This window comes from Neobacillus sp. GCM10023253 (genome assembly GCF_042653105.1).
GTDB classification, from domain to species: domain Bacteria; phylum Bacillota; class Bacilli; order Bacillales; family Cytobacillaceae; genus Neobacillus; species Neobacillus citreus.
Window position 1 is genome coordinate 1,124,516 of the sequence record NZ_JBHSHV010000003.1, and the last position, 18,632, is coordinate 1,143,147.

The 18,632-nt window shown below is 41.0% G+C and carries 19 protein-coding genes and 1 riboswitch; of the genes, 9 read left to right on the forward strand and 10 right to left on the reverse strand.

What is annotated here, in order from left to right; all coding sequences use genetic code 11:
• Positions 1 to 40 precede the first annotated feature (40 nt).
• Entirely contained in the window at positions 41 to 220 is a 180-nt protein-coding gene (locus ACFPA1_RS05790) for a hypothetical protein (protein ID WP_213141340.1), read from the reverse strand.
• Positions 221 to 453: 233 nt separating this feature from the next.
• Between ACFPA1_RS05790 and ACFPA1_RS05795 the strand changes: the two genes are divergently transcribed.
• Positions 454 to 717: a metal-sensitive transcriptional regulator gene (locus ACFPA1_RS05795; protein WP_213115713.1), complete on the forward strand. Its 264-nt coding sequence runs from the start codon at positions 454 to 456 to the stop codon at positions 715 to 717.
• 155 nt (positions 718 to 872) lie between these two features.
• On the forward strand, positions 873 to 1,655 hold the full coding sequence (locus tag ACFPA1_RS05800; RefSeq protein ID WP_213140119.1) for a sulfite exporter TauE/SafE family protein: 783 nt from the start codon (positions 873 to 875) through the stop codon (positions 1,653 to 1,655).
• An 11-nt stretch (positions 1,656 to 1,666) separates the two neighbouring features.
• Here the strand turns inward: ACFPA1_RS05800 and ACFPA1_RS05805 are convergent, their stop codons facing one another.
• Complete coding sequence (locus ACFPA1_RS05805) at positions 1,667 to 1,999, reverse strand: hypothetical protein (RefSeq protein WP_213140118.1); 333 nt, start codon at positions 1,997 to 1,999, stop codon at positions 1,667 to 1,669.
• A 76-nt stretch (positions 2,000 to 2,075) separates the two neighbouring features.
• Positions 2,076 to 3,233, reverse strand: coding sequence for an MFS transporter (locus tag ACFPA1_RS05810; protein WP_378581695.1), 1,158 nt, complete (start codon positions 3,231 to 3,233; stop codon positions 2,076 to 2,078).
• 217 nt (positions 3,234 to 3,450) lie between these two features.
• Here ACFPA1_RS05810 and ACFPA1_RS05815 point away from each other — a divergent pair, with 217 nt between their 5' ends.
• Both ACFPA1_RS05815 and ACFPA1_RS05820 read left to right on the forward strand, forming a co-directional pair.
• Positions 3,451 to 4,218: an ABC transporter ATP-binding protein gene (locus tag ACFPA1_RS05815; protein ID WP_213140116.1), complete on the forward strand. Its 768-nt coding sequence runs from the start codon at positions 3,451 to 3,453 to the stop codon at positions 4,216 to 4,218.
• Positions 4,205 to 6,130, forward strand: coding sequence for an FtsX-like permease family protein (locus tag ACFPA1_RS05820; protein WP_378581696.1), 1,926 nt, complete (start codon positions 4,205 to 4,207; stop codon positions 6,128 to 6,130). Before ACFPA1_RS05815 ends, ACFPA1_RS05820 begins: the two co-directional genes overlap by 14 nt.
• A 17-nt stretch (positions 6,131 to 6,147) precedes the next feature.
• Here the strand turns inward: ACFPA1_RS05820 and ACFPA1_RS05825 are convergent, their stop codons facing one another.
• Together ACFPA1_RS05825 and ACFPA1_RS05830 are read right to left on the reverse strand one after the other, a co-directional pair.
• Positions 6,148 to 7,131 carry a sensor histidine kinase gene (locus tag ACFPA1_RS05825; RefSeq protein ID WP_213140114.1) on the reverse strand — a complete coding sequence of 328 codons (984 nt, stop codon included), beginning with the start codon at positions 7,129 to 7,131 and terminating at the stop codon, positions 6,148 to 6,150.
• Positions 7,128 to 7,790: a response regulator transcription factor gene (locus ACFPA1_RS05830; protein ID WP_277398192.1), complete on the reverse strand. Its 663-nt coding sequence runs from the start codon at positions 7,788 to 7,790 to the stop codon at positions 7,128 to 7,130. The genes ACFPA1_RS05825 and ACFPA1_RS05830 overlap by 4 nt, the downstream gene beginning before the upstream one ends.
• A gap of 155 nt (positions 7,791 to 7,945) precedes the next feature.
• On the opposite strand from ACFPA1_RS05830, the gene ACFPA1_RS05835 reads away from it, so the two are divergent.
• Positions 7,946 to 8,275 (forward strand): hypothetical protein, encoded by a 330-nt coding sequence (locus tag ACFPA1_RS05835; protein WP_213140112.1) that lies wholly within the window; start codon positions 7,946 to 7,948, stop codon positions 8,273 to 8,275.
• Between the two features lie 133 nt (positions 8,276 to 8,408).
• Here ACFPA1_RS05835 and ACFPA1_RS05840 read toward each other — a convergent pair whose 3' ends face one another.
• From ACFPA1_RS05840 to ACFPA1_RS05850, 3 genes are read right to left on the reverse strand one after another with little or no spacing between them, the layout of a single operon-like run.
• On the reverse strand, positions 8,409 to 10,049 hold the full coding sequence (locus ACFPA1_RS05840) for a PhnE/PtxC family ABC transporter permease (protein ID WP_213140111.1): 1,641 nt from the start codon (positions 10,047 to 10,049) through the stop codon (positions 8,409 to 8,411).
• Entirely contained in the window at positions 10,042 to 10,803 is a 762-nt protein-coding gene (gene phnC / locus ACFPA1_RS05845; protein ID WP_378581697.1) for a phosphonate ABC transporter ATP-binding protein, read from the reverse strand. Before phnC ends, ACFPA1_RS05840 begins: the two co-directional genes overlap by 8 nt.
• A gap of 16 nt (positions 10,804 to 10,819) precedes the next feature.
• A complete protein-coding gene (locus tag ACFPA1_RS05850; protein ID WP_213140109.1) occupies positions 10,820 to 11,722 on the reverse strand; it encodes a putative selenate ABC transporter substrate-binding protein in 903 nt (300 codons plus the stop codon).
• Between the two features lie 272 nt (positions 11,723 to 11,994).
• On the opposite strand from ACFPA1_RS05850, the gene ACFPA1_RS05855 reads away from it, so the two are divergent.
• Together ACFPA1_RS05855 and ACFPA1_RS05860 are read left to right on the forward strand one after the other, a co-directional pair.
• Positions 11,995 to 12,462 (forward strand): hypothetical protein, encoded by a 468-nt coding sequence (locus tag ACFPA1_RS05855; protein WP_213140108.1) that lies wholly within the window; start codon positions 11,995 to 11,997, stop codon positions 12,460 to 12,462.
• A 129-nt stretch (positions 12,463 to 12,591) separates the two neighbouring features.
• Positions 12,592 to 12,888 (forward strand): spore germination protein, encoded by a 297-nt coding sequence (locus ACFPA1_RS05860; RefSeq protein WP_378581698.1) that lies wholly within the window; start codon positions 12,592 to 12,594, stop codon positions 12,886 to 12,888.
• Between the two features lie 19 nt (positions 12,889 to 12,907).
• On the opposite strand, the gene ACFPA1_RS05865 is transcribed toward ACFPA1_RS05860, so the two are convergent.
• Both ACFPA1_RS05865 and ACFPA1_RS05870 read right to left on the reverse strand, forming a co-directional pair.
• Positions 12,908 to 14,218: a nucleobase:cation symporter-2 family protein gene (locus tag ACFPA1_RS05865; RefSeq protein WP_213140106.1), complete on the reverse strand. Its 1,311-nt coding sequence runs from the start codon at positions 14,216 to 14,218 to the stop codon at positions 12,908 to 12,910.
• Complete coding sequence (locus ACFPA1_RS05870; protein ID WP_378581699.1) at positions 14,218 to 14,811, reverse strand: xanthine phosphoribosyltransferase; 594 nt, start codon at positions 14,809 to 14,811, stop codon at positions 14,218 to 14,220. Before ACFPA1_RS05870 ends, ACFPA1_RS05865 begins: the two co-directional genes overlap by 1 nt.
• A gap of 127 nt (positions 14,812 to 14,938) precedes the next feature.
• Positions 14,939 to 15,040, reverse strand: a riboswitch (purine riboswitch).
• A gap of 279 nt (positions 15,041 to 15,319) precedes the next feature.
• On the opposite strand from ACFPA1_RS05870, the gene ACFPA1_RS05875 reads away from it, so the two are divergent.
• Both ACFPA1_RS05875 and ACFPA1_RS05880 read left to right on the forward strand, forming a co-directional pair.
• Complete coding sequence (locus ACFPA1_RS05875) at positions 15,320 to 16,975, forward strand: AMP-binding protein (RefSeq protein ID WP_213140104.1); 1,656 nt, start codon at positions 15,320 to 15,322, stop codon at positions 16,973 to 16,975.
• An 11-nt stretch (positions 16,976 to 16,986) separates the two neighbouring features.
• On the forward strand, positions 16,987 to 18,534 hold the full coding sequence (locus ACFPA1_RS05880) for an acyl-CoA carboxylase subunit beta (protein WP_213140103.1): 1,548 nt from the start codon (positions 16,987 to 16,989) through the stop codon (positions 18,532 to 18,534).
• Positions 18,535 to 18,632 lie beyond the last annotated feature (98 nt).

The window sequence follows — 18,632 nt, forward strand, 5'->3', positions numbered from 1 at the left end:
AATAAAAAATATAATGAGCGGAGCTGTGGAACTCCGCCTATTAGGAGACAGTATCGCTTTCAATATATGTTTCAAAAGCTGGATGATATTCTTTCTGATAATGCTGCTCTGGACAGGATTTTACGACAACTGAGCTTAATAAATTGGATTTATGTGTTTCCAACTCTTTATTGCATTTCGGACAATGTTCAACGAAAAGGTTTTTAAAAAAACGCATCACGCTTTAGTCCTCCTATCCATTAATTCCTATAGTTATACTATGAATTATACATTATCTCCCTTAAATATCAATAGTTAACGTTTATTTTTATCATATGAGGTCATAAAAATTAGGTGAATATGGAAGAGTTAAATCATGGAGAAATGCAACTAATTTTAAGTAGGTTGACAATATACCTTTGCGGGTATAATATAAATCATGTCAATGCTTGTTTTTATTAGGAGGTAAGCGATTTGGACTATAATGATCAAATTAAAAATAGAGTCAAACGTATTGAAGGCCAGTTGCGCGGAATATTAAAAATGATGGAAGAAAACAAGGACTGCAAAGACGTTATTACCCAACTATCTGCTTCTAGAACTGCCATTGATCGTACAATTGGTGTTATTGTAAGCTCCAATTTGGTGGAGTGTGTAAAAAAGGCAGAAGAGCAAGGGGATAAAAACATGGAAGAACTAGTAAAAGAGGCCGTAAATCTACTCGTGAAAAGCCGGTAAAAAGAGTGGAGGTGCCCTCTTTTATTTTTTTTTGAAAAATACCCATATAGGTATTGATGTTTGGTAAGACAAACATTTCTTGTGCAACTGGGCATCAACCTGTAATATTTATTATGGGAAGGGACTAAATTGTTCCTTACTTTTAGGGGGCAGTCATGGAAATTAGTTTTATCATTACAGTTTTTATTATCGGATTTGTAGGTGCATTTCTATCGGGTATGTTGGGAATAGGCGGGGCCATCATAAATTTTCCGATGCTTTTGTATATTCCTCCGGCGCTTGGTATCGGCCATTTTACAGCACACGAGGTTTCAGGAATAACGGCCATCCAGGTATTTTTTGCCACAATCGGGGGTGTTTTAGCCTACCGGAAGGGCGATTATTTAAATAAAATTCTTATTGCCTATATGGGGATCAGTATTTTGCTTGGTAGTTTTATTGGGGGATTCGTATCTTCGCAATTGCCCGAAAGCGGCATAAATATTGTATACGGTATTCTTGCTTTAATTGCTGTCATTATGATTTTTATCCCGAAAAAAGGGATTGATAATATCCCGCTCGATCAAGTGCAATTTAATAAATGGCTGGGGGCAATATTGGCATTTATCGTCGGGATTGGAGCCGGCATTGTGGGGGCAGGAGGTGCTTTCCTCTTGGTGCCAATCATGCTTGTTGTTTTAAAGATACCGACCCGGATGACCATCGCCTCATCATTGGCGATTACCCTTATTTCATCTATTGGTTCGATTACCGGTAAAATCACTACCGGTCACGTCGACATTTTACCTGCGCTGATACTGGTTGTGGCCAGTTTACTGGCGGCTCCACTTGGTGCTAATGCAGGGAAGAGAATGAATACAAAAATTCTGCAAATGATAATGGGGATATTGATTTTGGCAGTGGCCATAAAGGTATGGATGGATATTTTATTAAAATAAGGACCGCTATTTTAGCGGTCCTTATTTCTATAATCATAATATTTTAATATCTCTGTCTTGGAGGTGGGCACTTCTTCGCTTATATTTCCATCCTCGTCTTTATAAACCTCATACTCCTGATAAGTTTCAAGAATATAACCATCCTTTTTTTCACGTTTCACCAGTTTCTCTACCATCTCCGGCATGTCCTCCGGCGGCTCTACGCTGGCTTGAACCGCATGGACCGGCTGATCAGCTGTATAGGACAATTTTTTGTTTATAAAAGAATATGGTGAATCCAGATAGGCACCTAAACCAATGGTAATTAGCAAACCGCAGGCAGTTAAGTAGGTTTTTATTTTCATGAGTTCCGAGCTCCTTTAATAAATGAATTCTCGTAACCCATTTTATGCTCGTCCGATGAACATATGCCTTTAGCTTTTAAATGTTTGCAGGTTTCACACGTGGCCTGAAAAATAAAAACATGAAAAATGCCAGGATGGTGATTATAGCACCTGAAATATAAGGTAGACCAATCGCCAGCGAAAACAGCCAGCCTCCAAGCGGCGGTCCAATAATACGGCCCAACGAGTCAAAGGATGACAAAAGCCCAGTTGAACTTCCATGTCCTGCGGATGATGTCTTCGTCAGCAGTGAAGAAACACTTGGCCGGATTACGCCATTTCCTAATCCAAAAATGGTTAAATAGATTGCCGCTGTCGTAAAGTTATCTACAAGTAGTATAAGCCCAAATCCAATGGCAGAAACAATCATTCCACCTTGAATAACGGCACTTTCTCCATATTTCTTTGTTAACCTGCCTACAAGTCCTCCTTGTACCAGCGCGCCGCCAAACCCCATAATCATGAAGATATAGCCCAGTTGTGTTGAATCAAGACCCGCTTTTTCAGCAGCAAAATAGGCAAAAGTGGCTTCCAAACCTGAAAGGGATAAAGAAATGAATAATTGTACGAAAAATAAGACGGAAACTTCACGGGTAAAGGCTTTCCAGATCGATCTTTTTTCTTCAGAAGTCTGTCCTGTTTCGTGTTTTGACTCCTTTAACAAAAGAAATACAAGCACTAGGGTGATGGCTGCGGATCCGCTAGCAAGGAAAAAAGGCATACTCAAGCTGAATTTAGAAAAAATACCGCCGACAGCCGGTCCAAAAACAAAGCCAAGGCCAACCGCAGCACCGATAATGCCCATTCCTCTTCCGCGGTTTTCTTCTGTTGTAATGTCGGCAACGTATGCCATTGCCGTTGGCATATTAGCAGATGAAAGCATTCCTCCTAATATTCTGGCGACAAACAGCATCCAAAGCTCGGTTGAAATCGCTTGAATAAAGAATGAAAGGGCAAGACCGGTAATCCCTATCATCATGACCGGTTTTCGGCCAATGCGGTCAGATAGGCGCCCCCACATTGGTGCAAAGATCAGTTGCATCAAGGAATAGACCGCCATTAACAGCCCAAGTTCTGTCGGATTCGCCCCCATTTCCTCCGCATAAAACGGCAGGACCGGGATGATGATGCCAAACCCGACCATTACTAAAAACATGACAACAAATAGAATCGGTAAAGCAGTCTTTTTCTGCAAAGGATGTCAACTCCTTCAATTAAATCCAAATTCCACTAAATGAAACTCAATACCCATTATCACTCAGCATGCTAATATAATGCAACCATCATTTCTTGCTCTTCCTCATCCTTACAAAAATGTAAGGTTCACTTCCATTTTCGTAAGGATTGATTATGGAAAAAAAGCCATTAATTTCCTATGATAAAACTAAGGATTTTAGAAATGGGTGATATATATGGAATTAATATTAGAAGCTAAAGGGATAAATAAGGTGTTTGGCACAAAAAGGAACTCTTACACCGCTTTGCACGATATTGATTTGAACATTACTAAGGGAGAATTCGTCGGAGTCATGGGACCATCAGGTGCAGGGAAATCCACATTACTAAATGTTCTTTCAACCATCGAGAAGCCATCCTCCGGCCTCCTTCAATTTAATGGTAAAAGCCTGACAAACATGAAGGAAACAGAGCTTACTGATTTCAGAAGAGATCAAATGGGGTTTATTTTTCAGGATTATAACCTCCTAGATACTTTAACAGTGGAAGAGAATATTCTCCTGCCGCTTACCTTTAGTAAAACTCCGCAAAAGGAAATGAAAAGAAAGGTTAACGATTTGGCACGAAAGTTCGGGATTGAAGAAATTTTGGAAAAGTTCCCGTATGAAATATCAGGGGGACAGCAGCAGAGGACCGCTGTATGTCGAGCAATCATCGGCCAGCCAAAGATCCTATTTGCTGATGAGCCTACCGGCGCACTGGATTCAAAGTCAGCCTATTATTTGCTGGAAACTTTATCGGAACTACATAGGGAGCAGGCGGCAACCATCCTTATGGTTACCCACGACCCTTATGCCGCAAGCTTTTGTTCTCGTGTTGTGTTTATCAAAGATGGAACTCTTTTCACCGAAATTCGAAAAGGTGAGCACTCGCGAAAGCATCTTTTCGGGCAAATTCTAGATATTCTCTCAAGTATAGGAGGCGGGCAATATGACGCTCTCTAAACTTGCCAGAAAGAATATCATCCGAAACATACGCCAATATTTGCTCTATCTTTATTCGCTGGTCTTTAGTACGGCTATTTATTTTACCTTTGTTTCATTCCAAGACAATCAGCAGCTGTTAAGCAGTACTGTAACAATTGGAAAACTGGAGTCTGCTTTTTTTGCGGCATCGATGATTCTCATGATTTTCTCAGGTTCTTTCATTTGGTATTCCAATTCGTTTTTTACCAGGATGCGGAAAAAGGAAGTCGGATTATACGCCTTATTTGGTATGAGTAAGAAAAAAATCGCCTTGCTGCTTTTTTATGAAAATATGATCATTGGGGCACTGGCTTTAGTGATAGGTATTGGCGCCGGAATATTGTTCTCCAAATTGTTCATGATGATAATTTTCAAGTTAATGGGCTTTTCGCTGCAAGCGTCTTTTTCGGTATCAAGCAGGGCGATGCTGCAGACGATCGTGGTGTTTCTTATCATATTATTAGTGACCTCCATCCATAGCTATCGATTAATCTATCGATTTTCGCTTACCGAGTTATTTAAAGCTGACCGTAAAGGAGAGAGGCTTGCGAAAGGCTCTATCATAACGAGTATTTTAGCAGTTGTCCTGATTGGTGTTTCCTATCTATTATTTTGGAATCCGGAGAAGTTCACGATAATTCACAATACCGGAATTAGATTTGGCACCGCGGTATTTTTCCTTGTGGCAGGTTCTTACTTTTTTATGAATTCCCTAGCAGCCTATTTGTTAAAATTGATGAAGAGGCTGGAGAGGGTTTATTTGAAAGGAAAAAACCTGCTTGGCATCACCAATTTATTATACCGGTTTAAAGGAAATGTCCTTATCTTGACCGTAATCTCTCTATTAAGTAGTGTGACACTATTAGCATGCGGAACCATTCTTGGTTTTTATTATCATATTGATAGAGTGACAAATGAGCACTTTCCCTACAGCTATATGTTCAATATGAAGGATGATGAAGTAAACAAAGAAATTGCAGCTTTGATTGTAAGGGCCAGTGAGGATAACCCCCGATACCAACTCAACCTGGAGTATCTTCCTGTGGAGGCTGATTTGAACGGCATGGAAAGGGTGCCAGATTTTTTTCAAACCATGCTGATCTCCGAAAATACATTTCAGAAACTAATGGAGAAAAGGGGGAGACCGGAATCCCTTCACTTAAAAAGAAATGAAGCAGCGGCCTTTTATGATGGAAATCTGGATGTAAAATCCGATCCTTATTCTGGAAAACAACTTGTTCTTAAGGCCGGACAAGAGTTAACTATTACTACCTATAAGCTATTTTCCCTGCTTAATCAAGGGGAGATGTTGTTCCCGTTGGTTATAAGTAATGCTCAATATGAGGAGCTAAAAGAGGGGATTTCACCACAGTATTTGCACATCTATAAATTGAAGAATGAGAAATCGCTTGAAAAATTAGATTCCAAGTTAGAAAAGATTGTAAGGCCGCTTCAGTTTAATGACAATCTCCCTATCTATTCGAGTTTTTATGATAAATATCATAACGGACTTGAAACCTATGGACTATTAATCTACATCTGTGGTTTTCTTGGACTTGTGTTCATGGCCGCAACGGGAAGCATTATTTATTTCAAACAGTTGATGGAAGCAGCATCCGATAAGGCCAGATATCAAACCCTCAGAAAAATCGGCATTCCGGAACAGGAGATTAAAAAGACGGTGGCAAGACAAGTAGGATTTGTTTTTGTGCTGCCATTGCTGCTTGCTGTCAGTCATAGTGCAATGATTACTTATTTGCTATCCGAATTTTTACAGATTCCACTGCAGGTTCCATTTATGATTTTTCTTGGTGCATATCTTGTTATTTATCTGATTTACTATTTGATGACTACTGCTGGTTATGTGCGGTTAATAAAAACAAGCTCATGATAGTTGAGCTTGTTTTTTCACATTTGATGGATATTATTCACCGTTTCTGGAAAGTGAAGGATAGCTTTTGTTCCGTTATCCGTGGCAGATTCCAATATTAATGTATGTCCTAACTTCTCTGCTGTCTTCTTTGCTAGATACAGTCCCATTCCTGTTGATTTTTGAGGGCCTCTGCCGTTTTTTCCGGTAAATCCTTTTTCAAAAACACGGGGAAGATCTTCAGCGGGAATCCCGATACCAGAATCACGGATGATAAGATTCCTTGACTTTGGGTCTGCGATGATAGTAATCTTGCCGTTTTCTTTCGTATATTTTAAAGCGTTCGATAGAACCTGGCGAACTATGTAGGTCAGTCCTTTTTTATCGCTCAATACAGTCAGTGAGGAAACCTGTAAATCTAGTTTTATCTTTCTGCCGATGAAAGACTTGGATTCTCCAATGATTATTTCCTTCATCAACTTTTCCAAATCAATCTCCTGGATTAGATAGTCCTTATTAAAATCGTTAAGGCGGGAAAAGTGGAGGGCCTGTTCCACATAGCCTTCGATTTTATCTATTTCTTCCTGCATGCTTGGTGAATCGATTTCCGTCTCAAGCAGCAGGCGGCTGACGGCAATTGGGGTTTTTATTTCATGAAACCATTGCGTCATAAATTCGAGCTGTTCCTTGGCCGCATCGTTTCGTTCATGTATTTGTCTTAAATATTGTTCCTCTAACTGTCTTAACACCTGGCTATAAATTTGCTGTTCGAAAGAGGCGGAGGCAGGAATGCTTTCAAAATCCTGAGACTGCCATTTGCGAAGTTGTCCCTTTTTCCGATAAAAACTACCGATAAAATATAAATTATACAAAAAGGTCGCCAGCAAGATGAAGTAGAGCAGGCTACTATATGAAACCCTCAATTGTGGTTCAACACTGATTATGATAGAAATAACGCCAAGAATTGAATAAAAGGTAATAAGCTGCCATTTTTGATCTATAAGGTAATATCTGAATTTCATGGAATCATATATCCTTGCCGTTTTTTCGTTTCGATAAAATCGATGAGACCCAAATCTTCCAATTTTCTGCGCAGACGTGCGATATTAACGGTTAGCGTGTTATCATCTATAAAATTTTCACTTTCCCATAGGGCTTGCATGATTTCATCGCGAGTTACAATGGTTTCCTTCTTTTTCAATAATAAATAAAGAATCTGAAACTCATTTTTGGTTAGGTCTATTTCGCTGTTATGGTAAGAAATATTCCCCTTATTTAGATTAAGAATTAAGCCCCTATGCTCGATAACTTCTTTTTCCTCTTGCTGATAGGTGTAAGTCCTTCGCAAAATAGCATTCATCTTGGCAGTCAGTACCTCTAATGAGAAGGGCTTCTGGATAAAATCATCGCCCCCCATATTCATGGCCATGACGATATCCATATTTTGATTTCGAGAGGAGATGAAGATGATGGGCACATTGGACAGTTGTCTGATTTTGCTACACCAATAAAAGCCATCATAGATTGGTAAATTAATATCCAGCAGAACAAGGTGGGGTTTAACTTCGATAAACTGTTCATCCAGGTTCTCAAAATTTGTTATCTTACTAGGTTCAATCCTCCATTTCAATAGGTGTTCAGAAATAATATCGCGTATTTTTGGATCATCCTCTACAATCATAACCTTAAACAAGATATCCCGCCCCTTCCATATGATTCTATTATACAAGGGTGAGGATGGATTTGGAAAAATTACCTTATTGAACAAGGGGAGAACATTTCAACATACCGCGCCTAATAATCAATGGCTTTTTAAACCAGAGAATCATGAAGGCGATGAGCAAGAACGACAATTTGCTGTATACGGAATTGAGAGGGCAATTAGAAGGCGGAATCGGCCAGACATTGACTGTCTGGAAAGCAGGCAAAGAAATGAATTCCTTCCGAACTGGAGGTATGCATAACTTTGCAAGGAAGTTTTTTAGCTGGGTGTTTTACAGTGGAAAGGTTCAATCCTACTTTTTAACAAGGAAAGCAAACGGACAAATCCCGACTTATGAAGAAGCGGCAGAAATCGTAACCACCTATGGCCGACATTTTGATGCCGGTAAGCTAGTGAGAAAGGCCCAACAGCCGAAGGATTTAGACCATAAAAAACCAAGCTGAGTTATGCTAGCTGTTTATTAGCTGAATGATAGATTATTTTTAGCAGATGTTTAGCCCAGTGTATAAATGATAGAATGTGATTGTTTTTAACCAAAAAAGCCGCTGATCCGATGATCGAGCGGCCGTAATTTCGCTATTTCACTGTTTTCCGCGTACTTTCCGATGCAAAGTCCGCGATGACAACAAGAATCATATAGCAAAGCAGCAGCAGGGTAATCTGCGTGTATTGGAAATAGCTCATGGCTAGTTTAAAATCCATGCCTAGACCGCCTGCACCAACGAATCCAACGACAATCGTAGTCCTCATAATTACTTCCCATCGATATAATACATAGGTCAGAAACCTTGGCAAAACAATGGGAAGAATCCCGTAAAACATTGTCTCAATCTTAGAGGCACCGGATGCAGCCAAGTTGCGAATCGGCCGTGGATCCATATCCTCAATTACCTCTGCCCATAGCTTTCCTAGAATTCCGAAATTGTGCAAAGCAAGGGCAAGTGCGCCCGGCAAAATACCCGGTTTTAAAATGAAAATAATCATCATCGCCCAGACCAATTCCGGAACGGAACGGGAAAAAATATAAACGAGACGGACCAGACCGTATAGCGGCCAATTGTACCATTTTTTCGAAATGGTCAGGTTACCGCTCGCAATATTACGCGCCGCTGGAATCACTGTTAAACAGGCTGCAATGGTCGAAAACCCAATCGCCATTACGCTCATTTCAAGCGTCTCATAGGTCAGTTTTAACGCAGAAGCCCAGCTTTCGGCATTGAAAAAGGCAGGATTGTTTTCATTTAAACCAATTAATCCTCCAAAAAACTTTCCCGCGTATTCCGCATTTTGATCAGAGAAAAGGTCAAATATATCGGCATGGTCGATAATATAAATATATATCCACGAACCTGCAATCAACAATGACGCCAAAAGAGCGGCACGCCAGCCTGAACTGAAACCACGCTGGCGCTTTCGATCTGTTAAGCTTTTGCGGACAAAATTACTCCAAATATCCACAAGTACAACCAAGGCAATTAAATAAAATACATAGGTCCAAACTTGGTCGTATTTCAAATCAGCAAGCGAAAGTTGAATTTGATAGCCAAGACCGCCGAGACCGACAAAGCTCATAATTGCCGAAGAACGAATCGAGCATTCAAAACGGTACATCGTATAACTAATCATATCAGCCCAAACTAACGGCAAATACCCGTAAAAGAGGACCTCAAGTTTGGAGGCCCCGGCTGCCAATAAAGCTTTTATTGGCTCTTTGGGTACATCATTTAGCATATCGGCGAAAATTCGGCCAAGAATCCCGCCGTATGGAATTGCTAAGGCAAAAATGGCAGCAAACGGTGAGAAACCGATGGCAGACACGAACAGCCACGCCCAAACCAGTTCGTGAATCGAACGGGTAAATCCTAATATTCCTCTGAAAAATACCTTATTGGCAAGTCTAGATGCCCGTGAAGATGTTAACGTCCCCGATGCGAGGACGCCGACAATAAAAGCATAAATAATGGCTAGAGACATTCCTGCTACGGCATATGCCAAAGTAATCCAGGCGGCTTCAAGACCTTTCGATAAAACCTCACGGCTCAAATCCGGTTGAAAGAGACCTTTAAAAATTTGCCCCAATGTTGGAATTCCGCCAGCATGGTACACCTCATCTGCATCCCATTTGACCGAAAACAAACTCCATCCGAAAACTGCCAACAAAATCAATGAAAGAATAAATCGTTTATGGAGCCGAAAGGGGGAGTTCCATTTATGCATGGCTCGAATGCTCCTTTAGACTGTACAGTTCGGTTAACATTTCATCGGTTACCTTTTCTGTCGGCAAATCAAAAAATATCGCACCGTTTTTTAAGGAAATGATTCTGTCAAAATATTTTCGTGCATATTCAACTGAATGTAGGCTGGCAATTAGCGTTTGGTTATCCTCTGAAACAATTTTAGTGAGCATCGACAGAACGTCATCAGCCCGTGCAGGGTCAAGGGAGGCAACTGGTTCATCTGCCAAAATAATCTCCGGTTTTTGAACCATTAGTCTGGCCAATGCAACACGCTGCTGCTCACCGCCGGAAAGGGTAGAGGTGATTTCATAAGCTTTATCCGCGAGACCGACACGTTCAAGCGCGCTAAGTGCCGCATCTTTTTCCTGTGGGACGAGCAGAGATATCAATGATTTCACGGTTCCCCATTCCGCTAATTTTCCCGCCAAGACGTTTTGGATCACTGCTAGCGGACCGATTAGATCAAATTGCTGACGGATAACCCCAACCTTTTTCGCGAAGGCTTTTCCTTTTTTATAAGAAGAAATGTTCTGGCCGTCAATGACCATTTCACCACTTTCCAAAGGTACGAGGCGGGCAATTGAATTTAACAGCGTCGATTTTCCGGCGCCGCTTGGGCCAACCAATGCCACCAGTTCCCCTTGTTTAATGGTAAAAGAAAGGGAAGATAAGGCTATCTTCCGCTCAAAATGTTTTGTTAAATTTTTTATATCAATCATGATTTTTGTAGTCATAGATGACAAACACCTACTATTTAATAATCTCTAGTTCTTTGGCTACTTTTTCAATTTTGCCATAGTTTCCGTTATTTGTTTCGATAAACTTGTCGGTTTGGAACAAATCAGCCATTTCTTTTGGCTCTCCATTGAAAGAAAGGAGGGCATCCTTAATTTTTTGCTCTGCGCCTTTGCCAAATTTCTTGTCGATCTCTTTATTAATGGTCCAGTTATAGTCATAGTAAGGAGGTGTTGTATAGAATACCTTTACCTTGTTTGTATCCACTTTACCTTCTTTAACGGCTGCTTCCCAAACGGAAATATTTAATGCACCCGCCTGGAAGGAACCGGATTCGATTAACTTATAGGTTGTGTCATGTGAGCCGGAAAAATTAGGCTTACCATTAAAGTCTTTGTTCGGGTCAATGCCCGTTTCTGAAAGGAAATAACGTGGCATTAAATGGCCGGATGTTGAACTTTCACTGCCAAACGTAAATGATTTCCCTTTTAAATCCTTCAAGGAATTAATGCCGGAATTAGGCTGGGTGATAAACACTGATTGGAATTCAGCATCCCGCGGCCGTTGAACGATGGATTTAGCCTCAGGGACAAGGTTTCTAGCCTGAACACTTGTTAATCCGCCAAACCAAGCCATGCTGATTTCACCGCGCTGGAATCCTGTTACTAAAGCGGCATAATCGACAGAAGGAACGAACTCTACCTTTAGGCCAGTTTTCTCGTTTAAGTATTTAGCGACTGCATCCATGCCTTTTTGCAAGTCGGCGGCATTTTGGTCCGGAATGGCTCCGATTTTAAACACTTGATCTGTTTTTTGTTCTTTCTTGCCTTCACTAGATTTTTCATTATTGTTTTGACCACAGGCGGCTAATGAAAATACCATCATCACCAGGATCATTACAGAAAACCACTTTTTCATAAAAGATACCCACCTCAATTGTCAATTACTAAAAAATGAATAGAAATAAATATTAACCTTCCTAATTATAAGGAAATGTTAGTACGTAATAAATTCAATTTATCGATTTATTCTATGGATTAGTATCGATTATTCAAATAGATAAAAACCCTGTCGGTCTGACAGGGGCACAAAATTTCAATTTATACAGTTTGCTGTGACGAAAAAATAGTGTCAGAAGAAATGAATAGGTTTTGATTTTGGAGGCAATTTAAGGAAAAAAGGATAAATGTATGATTGGATTAATTATCGCCATCCTCATTTTTAATTTTATCGCTTTTAAGGAAAATAGGGTTTTAACTGCCAATCAAATTGTTCACATTTGGTGCTTTACAATTGCCTTTCAAAGCACCTTCGATGTTTTGGTAGAAATTAAATACCACGCCTACTGGTATTTTGGTAAAGATGTGGAATGGGCTGGCATAATTCCGCATTTATTTGTGGTACCACCCGTTAATATGATTTTTTTAAATTGGTTTCCTTTTAAAGGACCTTTTGTTAAAAAAGTATCCTTTATCATTTTATTTGTGATTGCGATCTTAGTTTACGAGATGATTACTCTATTTCCGGAACCTTGGGGCTACTTCCATTACGGCTGGTGGAAGCTTTGGCATGCTGCCATTTTAGACCCCATTTTGCTTTTAATATTATTGGGGTATTATAAATGGATATGCCGGTTGGAGAAAAGGTCGATTTGCTAACAATAGGATTGCATAGAGAGGCAGAGAAACGCTCTCTCTTTTTTTATTTTATTGATGAATTTGTATAAACAGGCTTGGCTGCTTGTACATACTCTAATAAAAATGACAGTCGTACAAGGAGGGAAGGCGATGGGCATAGTGAAGGATGGTATCAGCATCGGAACCGTATCAGGAGGAATCGTAAACTTTGGCGGGGCAGTGATTATTTCACCCATTTCGATTACCAATACTGTTTCAGGTTCAGGCTCCGGAAATACGGATCCCGGTGGTTCAGGAAATACGGCACTTACTGCCGCAAGCAATCTGCTTCAATCAATTGCGGATAATCAGGGATTATTGGGTTCGGGAAATACGAGACAATCTAGAGCAGGAAGTGCAGGAAATAGAGGTAAAAATATGGCGGCAAATAGAAGACGGGGCCGATAGCAGCCCCGTCTGATTATTTTTATGATACTTTTAAGCCTTTTGCTGTTTGTGCTTGAGTCCGCTTAGCGGGTTTGACGACATTGAAGACAATATTTAGGAAGATGGCTGTTAAGCTGCCAGCGACAATCCCGCTATTCGTAAGAATCTTAACACTCTCAGGAAGATGTGCAAATAAATCAGGAACGGTAGTTACACCTAAGCCCACTCCAACAGAACAAGCAATGATCAATAGGTTCTCCTGTGAAGAAAAGTCTACCTTACTAAGCATCTTGATTCCAGAAGCAATGACCATCCCAAACATAGCAACCATTGCTCCGCCAAGTACAGCAGTCGGGATAACTGTTGTTAACGCCGCAATTTTCGGTACAAACCCTAGAAAAATTAAAATTCCGCCCATTGTATAAATAACGCTCTTATCCTTAACACCAGAAAACTGGACAAGCCCGACATTTTGCGAGTAAGTGGTGTACGGGAATGAATTAAAGAATGCCCCAATCACACTTGCCAATCCTTCTGCACGATACCCTTTCACTAAATCCTGTTCCGTCAACTTTCGTCCCGTGATATCACTTAAGGCAAAATAAACACCAGTTGATTCCACAAGACTTACTATTGCTACAATAGTCATCGTAATGATCGGTGCCAGTTCAAAAGAAGGAGTTGCAAAATGTAAAGGTGTTACCATATGAAACCAGGATGCATCACCAACTGCAGAAAAATTAACTTTTCCCATGAACGATGCAGCAATCGTACCTGCTATCAAGCCTAATAATATAGAAATAGCGCGTATGAAACCTTTAAAGAAACGATAAAGAATAATGATAAATAATAACGTACCAAATGCCAGCGCAATGTTTGAAATCGAACCAAAATCAGGGCTGCCTTGACCGCCGGCAACATTATTCATTGCGACAGGAATTAGTGTCGTTCCAATAATCGTCACAACTGAACCCGTTACGACTGGAGGGAAGAAGTGAATCAGTTTACCAAAGTATTTCGCAATCAACATGACAATTAATCCGGAAACTAGGATTGAACCATAAATAGAGGACATGCCATACTGATTTCCAATGGCAATAATCGGGCCTACTGCCGTAAATGTACAGCCAAGGACAATCGGAAGACCGATCCCAAAATAACGATTCTGCCATACCTGTAATAATGTAGCGATACCGCTTGTTAATATATCAAGAGAAACTAGATAGGCAAGCTGTTCGTTCGAAAGATTGAGGGCACCGCCAATAATCAGCGGAACAATAACTGCTCCTGCATACATAGCGAGAACATGCTGAATTCCAAGGGATGCTGTTTTAAGTGTTGAATTTTTCATTATACTAGCTCCTCTACTTTTTCAGATTTAAAAGTGACTTCACCGTTAGCGAGGGAAGCAACACGGGCTAAAGATTCAACTCTTATTCCTTGGTCGCTAAGCATTTTTGCACCGTCTTGGAAGGACTTTTCGATGACTATTCCTACTCCGGCCACTTCGGCGCCACTTTGGTTGACAATATCAATTAACCCTAAGGCTGCCTGACCATTGGCAAGAAAGTCATCAATAATAAGAACTTTGTCCTCAGCATTTAAAAACTTTTGTGCAATCGAAATCTCGTTAGTTTCCTGCTTTGTAAAGGAATGAACAGAAGCAGTGATCAATCCTTCGGTTAATGTGAGTGATTTTCTTTTTCTGGCGAAAATAACTGGAATATTGAACTGTAGGCCCGTCATGACTGCAGGGGCAATGCCCGAAGATTCAATGGTGACAATTTTGGTGATTCCCTCGTCCTCGAAGCGCTTCGCAAACTCTTTGCCAATTTCAAGCATTAATTCTGGAACAATTTGATGGTTTAAAAAAGAATCAACTTTTAGGATTTGATCTGATAAAACTTGCCCGTCATTTTTGATTTTTTCCTGTAATAGTCTCATGTTGTACCCCCATTTTTAAAAATAAAAAACCCAAAGGCCGTCCCCACATCAAATTGAGTGAGGTAATGGCCTTTGGGCTTAGTGTCCGAAAGGAATAGAATGGAAGTACGCTTAAAAAGAAAAGCATCCGTTCTCATTACCCACTCATAGTCGAATCGTTTACGGCAATTCGGTAGAGACTTGCGGGCCATATTCCCGCGATTATATGAGTGAAGCCTTATTGAATTCATTTCAAATTATATCACGGTAAATCGAGAAATCAATCACTTTTTTCGCAAAAAGCGAATAATGTGCTAATTATTTTTTTGCTTTGTTCGTCTTTTAGAAACCCTTCACGTAAGTATCATAGAAGGATTGAACAATTAACCTATTTCAGTTACTATTAAAATGTACGTATATATCAGAAAATTGTGAAAAGGTAAATAAATATCACTAGGGGATACTAACCGGTTAGGATGTTTGGCCCCAATCATAATTTTCATATAAAGAATAATTGGAGGAATGAAAGATGGTTGAAAAAATCCGCCCATATTGGCCAGCTGATGTACCTGCCAACTTTACCTATTTACAAGGTGAAAAACCACTTTTTGCTTATTTAGAGCAGCATGGGAACGAGCGCCCAAATGACACTGCCTATATTTTTTATGGACAAGAGGTCACTTGGGGACAACTCTTGGAGTACGTGAATCGCTTTGCTGGCTATTTACATAAAAAAGGGGTTAAGAAAGGCAGCTGCATCGCCCTTTATTTGCAAAACTGTCCGCAATATATTATTGCTCATTTCGCCATACAAAAACTAGGTGGAACGGTTGTGCCGCTGAACCCAATGTTTAAAGAAAATGAATTGGCCTATTATTTCGAAGAAGCACCAATTGAAGGGATTGTAGCTGGTGCAGAAATTTACCCTCTTGTCAAAAAAGCGATGGAAAAGTCCCGCAGCCTTAGCTTTATCGTGACTGCTAACTATCAAGATTTTCTCCCAGACCAGCCTGAATGGAAGTTTCCAGAAGAATTGCTTGTACCAAAACACCACCTCACAGAAGCAGATGATTTCACCACGATCCTTCAAACTGAAAATCCTGACGAACATACTGAGCAAGTTGATTTGTGGAATGATATTGGGTTAATGGTCTTTACCTCCGGAACCACCGGACGCCCAAAAGGAGCTATGCTCTCATTTGGTAATGCCCTTTTTAAATCAGCAGCCGCTACCCATTCAAACGTTATGAAGGACGATGAAATTTTATTGGCAAGTGCTCCATTATGCCATATTGCTGGTATGTTGATGGGGTTAAATTCAACCATTTATTCGGGCAGGCCATGTGTGTTATTTACTCGTTTTGATCCGCTTGCAACGGTTGACGCCATAGAAAAGTACCGTGTTTCCTATTGGTATAGCATCGCGCCGATGAATTGGGCCATTTTACAAATTCCAGGCATTGCCGAAAGAGACTTGTCCAGTTTAACAACCAATCTGGCCACCAGCTTTGGAGTTCAGGTCACACAAGAGCTTTCAGACAAATGGAAAGCGGTTACGAAGGGCTGCCCGTTATACGAGGCTTCCTATGGTTTAAGTGAAACTCATACATGTGACACGTTTATGCCAAAGGATAAAGTGAAGTTTGGTTCCTGTGGAATCCCTACTTTTGATACAGAAATTCGCATCCTTCATATCGAAACAGGTGAGGAAGTGCCTGCAGGTGAGCAGGGTGAAATTGTCGTGAAAAATCCGGGTGTGTTTAAGGGGTATTTAAACCGGCCGGAAGCAACAGCCGAAACGCTAAGGGACGGTTGGGTTCATACTGGTGATATCGGACGCCTTGACGAGGATGGATATTTGTATTTCATGGGACGAGTAAAAGAAATGATAAAAAGCTCAGGCTACAGTATTTTTCCAGAAGACGTCGAAGCACTTCTCAATTTACATCCGGCTATTCGCCAATCAGCCGTTATCGGCGTGCCTGATCCTGTAAAAGGAGAAGTTGTCAAAGCATTTGTCGTACTGCAGGATTCGAATAAGGAAGGCTTGACTCCTGACGCGATCATCTCATGGGCAAAAGAAAACATGGCTGCGTATAAATATCCACGTTATATAGAATTCATTGATCAGCTGCCGGCAACATCATCCGGAAAGGTATTGCGAAAATTATTAAAAGAAGAGTAGGAGATTATACAATGGAGTTATTACAAAAATTATCAAAGGATTTACAGGAAAGAAAAGAAGCGGCACTTTTAGGTGGTGGTTGTGATAAAATCGCTGCCCAGCACGAACGCGGACTATTAACTGCACGCGAAAGAATTGAAAAATTTGCTGATGCAGGGAGCTTTATGGAGCTTGGCATGTTAAATACATCTGATGTAAAGGGAGCCGAGCATAAAAGCTATGGGGATGGACTTATCATTGGTGTCGGTAAAGTGAATGGCCGGTCAGCCGTCATTCAGGCCGGGGACAAGACTGTTTTTGCCGGGACGGAAGGTGCCGTTCACATGCGAAAATCCAAAAGTATCCATGAGTTTGCGGTTAAAAACGGCCTCCCAATGTTTGCACTGCATGAAGGCGGCGGATTGCGGATGCCGGATGGAATGGGTTCAGACGGTTTCAGCGATAAGCTTTTCCCGCGTGAGATGCTGACAGTTCACCGCCAAGTACCGACGATGACGGCCATCTTGGGAGATAGCTTTGGAGGTCCTACATGGACTGCTGTTTCTTCCGATTTCGTCACCCAGCTGCAAGGAACCTGTATGGCGATTGCCGGACCACGGATGCTTGAGCTCGCGAACGGGCAGAGGATGATACCGGAAGAATTAGGCGGGGTCGATATTCATAACCGCTTTACCGGGCAAATTGATGATGATGGGGCAACGGAAGAAGACTGCTTTGACCAGTTGAAAACCTTTTTTTCATATATGCCGCAAAACAGTGATGAACGCCCGCAAATGAGACAGACGAATGATGATCCATACCGCTTGGTAGATGAGGTTTTCAATATACTGCCGCAGCAAAACAACCGCGTCTATGATATGAAAAAAATTATTGAAACGATTGTTGACGATAGCATCTTTTACGAATATCAACGGAAATTCGGCAAAGGCTTAATTACATCGTTTGCCCATTTGAGCGGGCATGTGGTCGGAATTATCGCCAACCAGCCAAACCAATTTGCGGGGGCACCTGGACCGCATGAGTGTCAAAAGGCGACTGAGTTTATTTGCCTTTGTGATTCCTATCATATCCCGCTGATCTTTCTGCACGATACCCCAGGTTTCCGCATCAGCAGCGAGGCGGAGAAGGCAAAAATGCCAACAAAAATTATGGTCTGGAATCAGGCGTTGGCATTATCGACTGTACCGAAAATCTCCGTTGTCATCCGTAAAAGTATCGGTGCTGCATACGGGAATATGTGCGGTCCGGGCATGGGCGGTGATTTAGTGGTCGCGTGGCCTAGCGCGGAAATTAATTTTACTGGACCAGAAGTGGGGGTGAATGTCGTGTTTGGCCGCGAATTGGCCCGCGCTGAAAATCCAAGCGAGGAACGAAAAAAACTTTTGGAACTTTGGTCATTTGATAGTTCACCATATAAAGCAGCAGCGAAGCATTTGATTGACGATGTCATCCAGCCCAATGAAACACGAAAATTCCTGTGCCAGTCACTTGAATACTTATTAACCTCAAAGCGTGAAAAAAGTGAGAGGCTGCTAGCGACTTGGCCGACAGGTATATAAACTTTTGGAACCTTTCCATTTTGGAAGGGTTCTTTTTTTTGCGACTCAAATGGGCAATCTAATAAAAAATATTTTAAAAAAATGTCCACCTGGGGTGA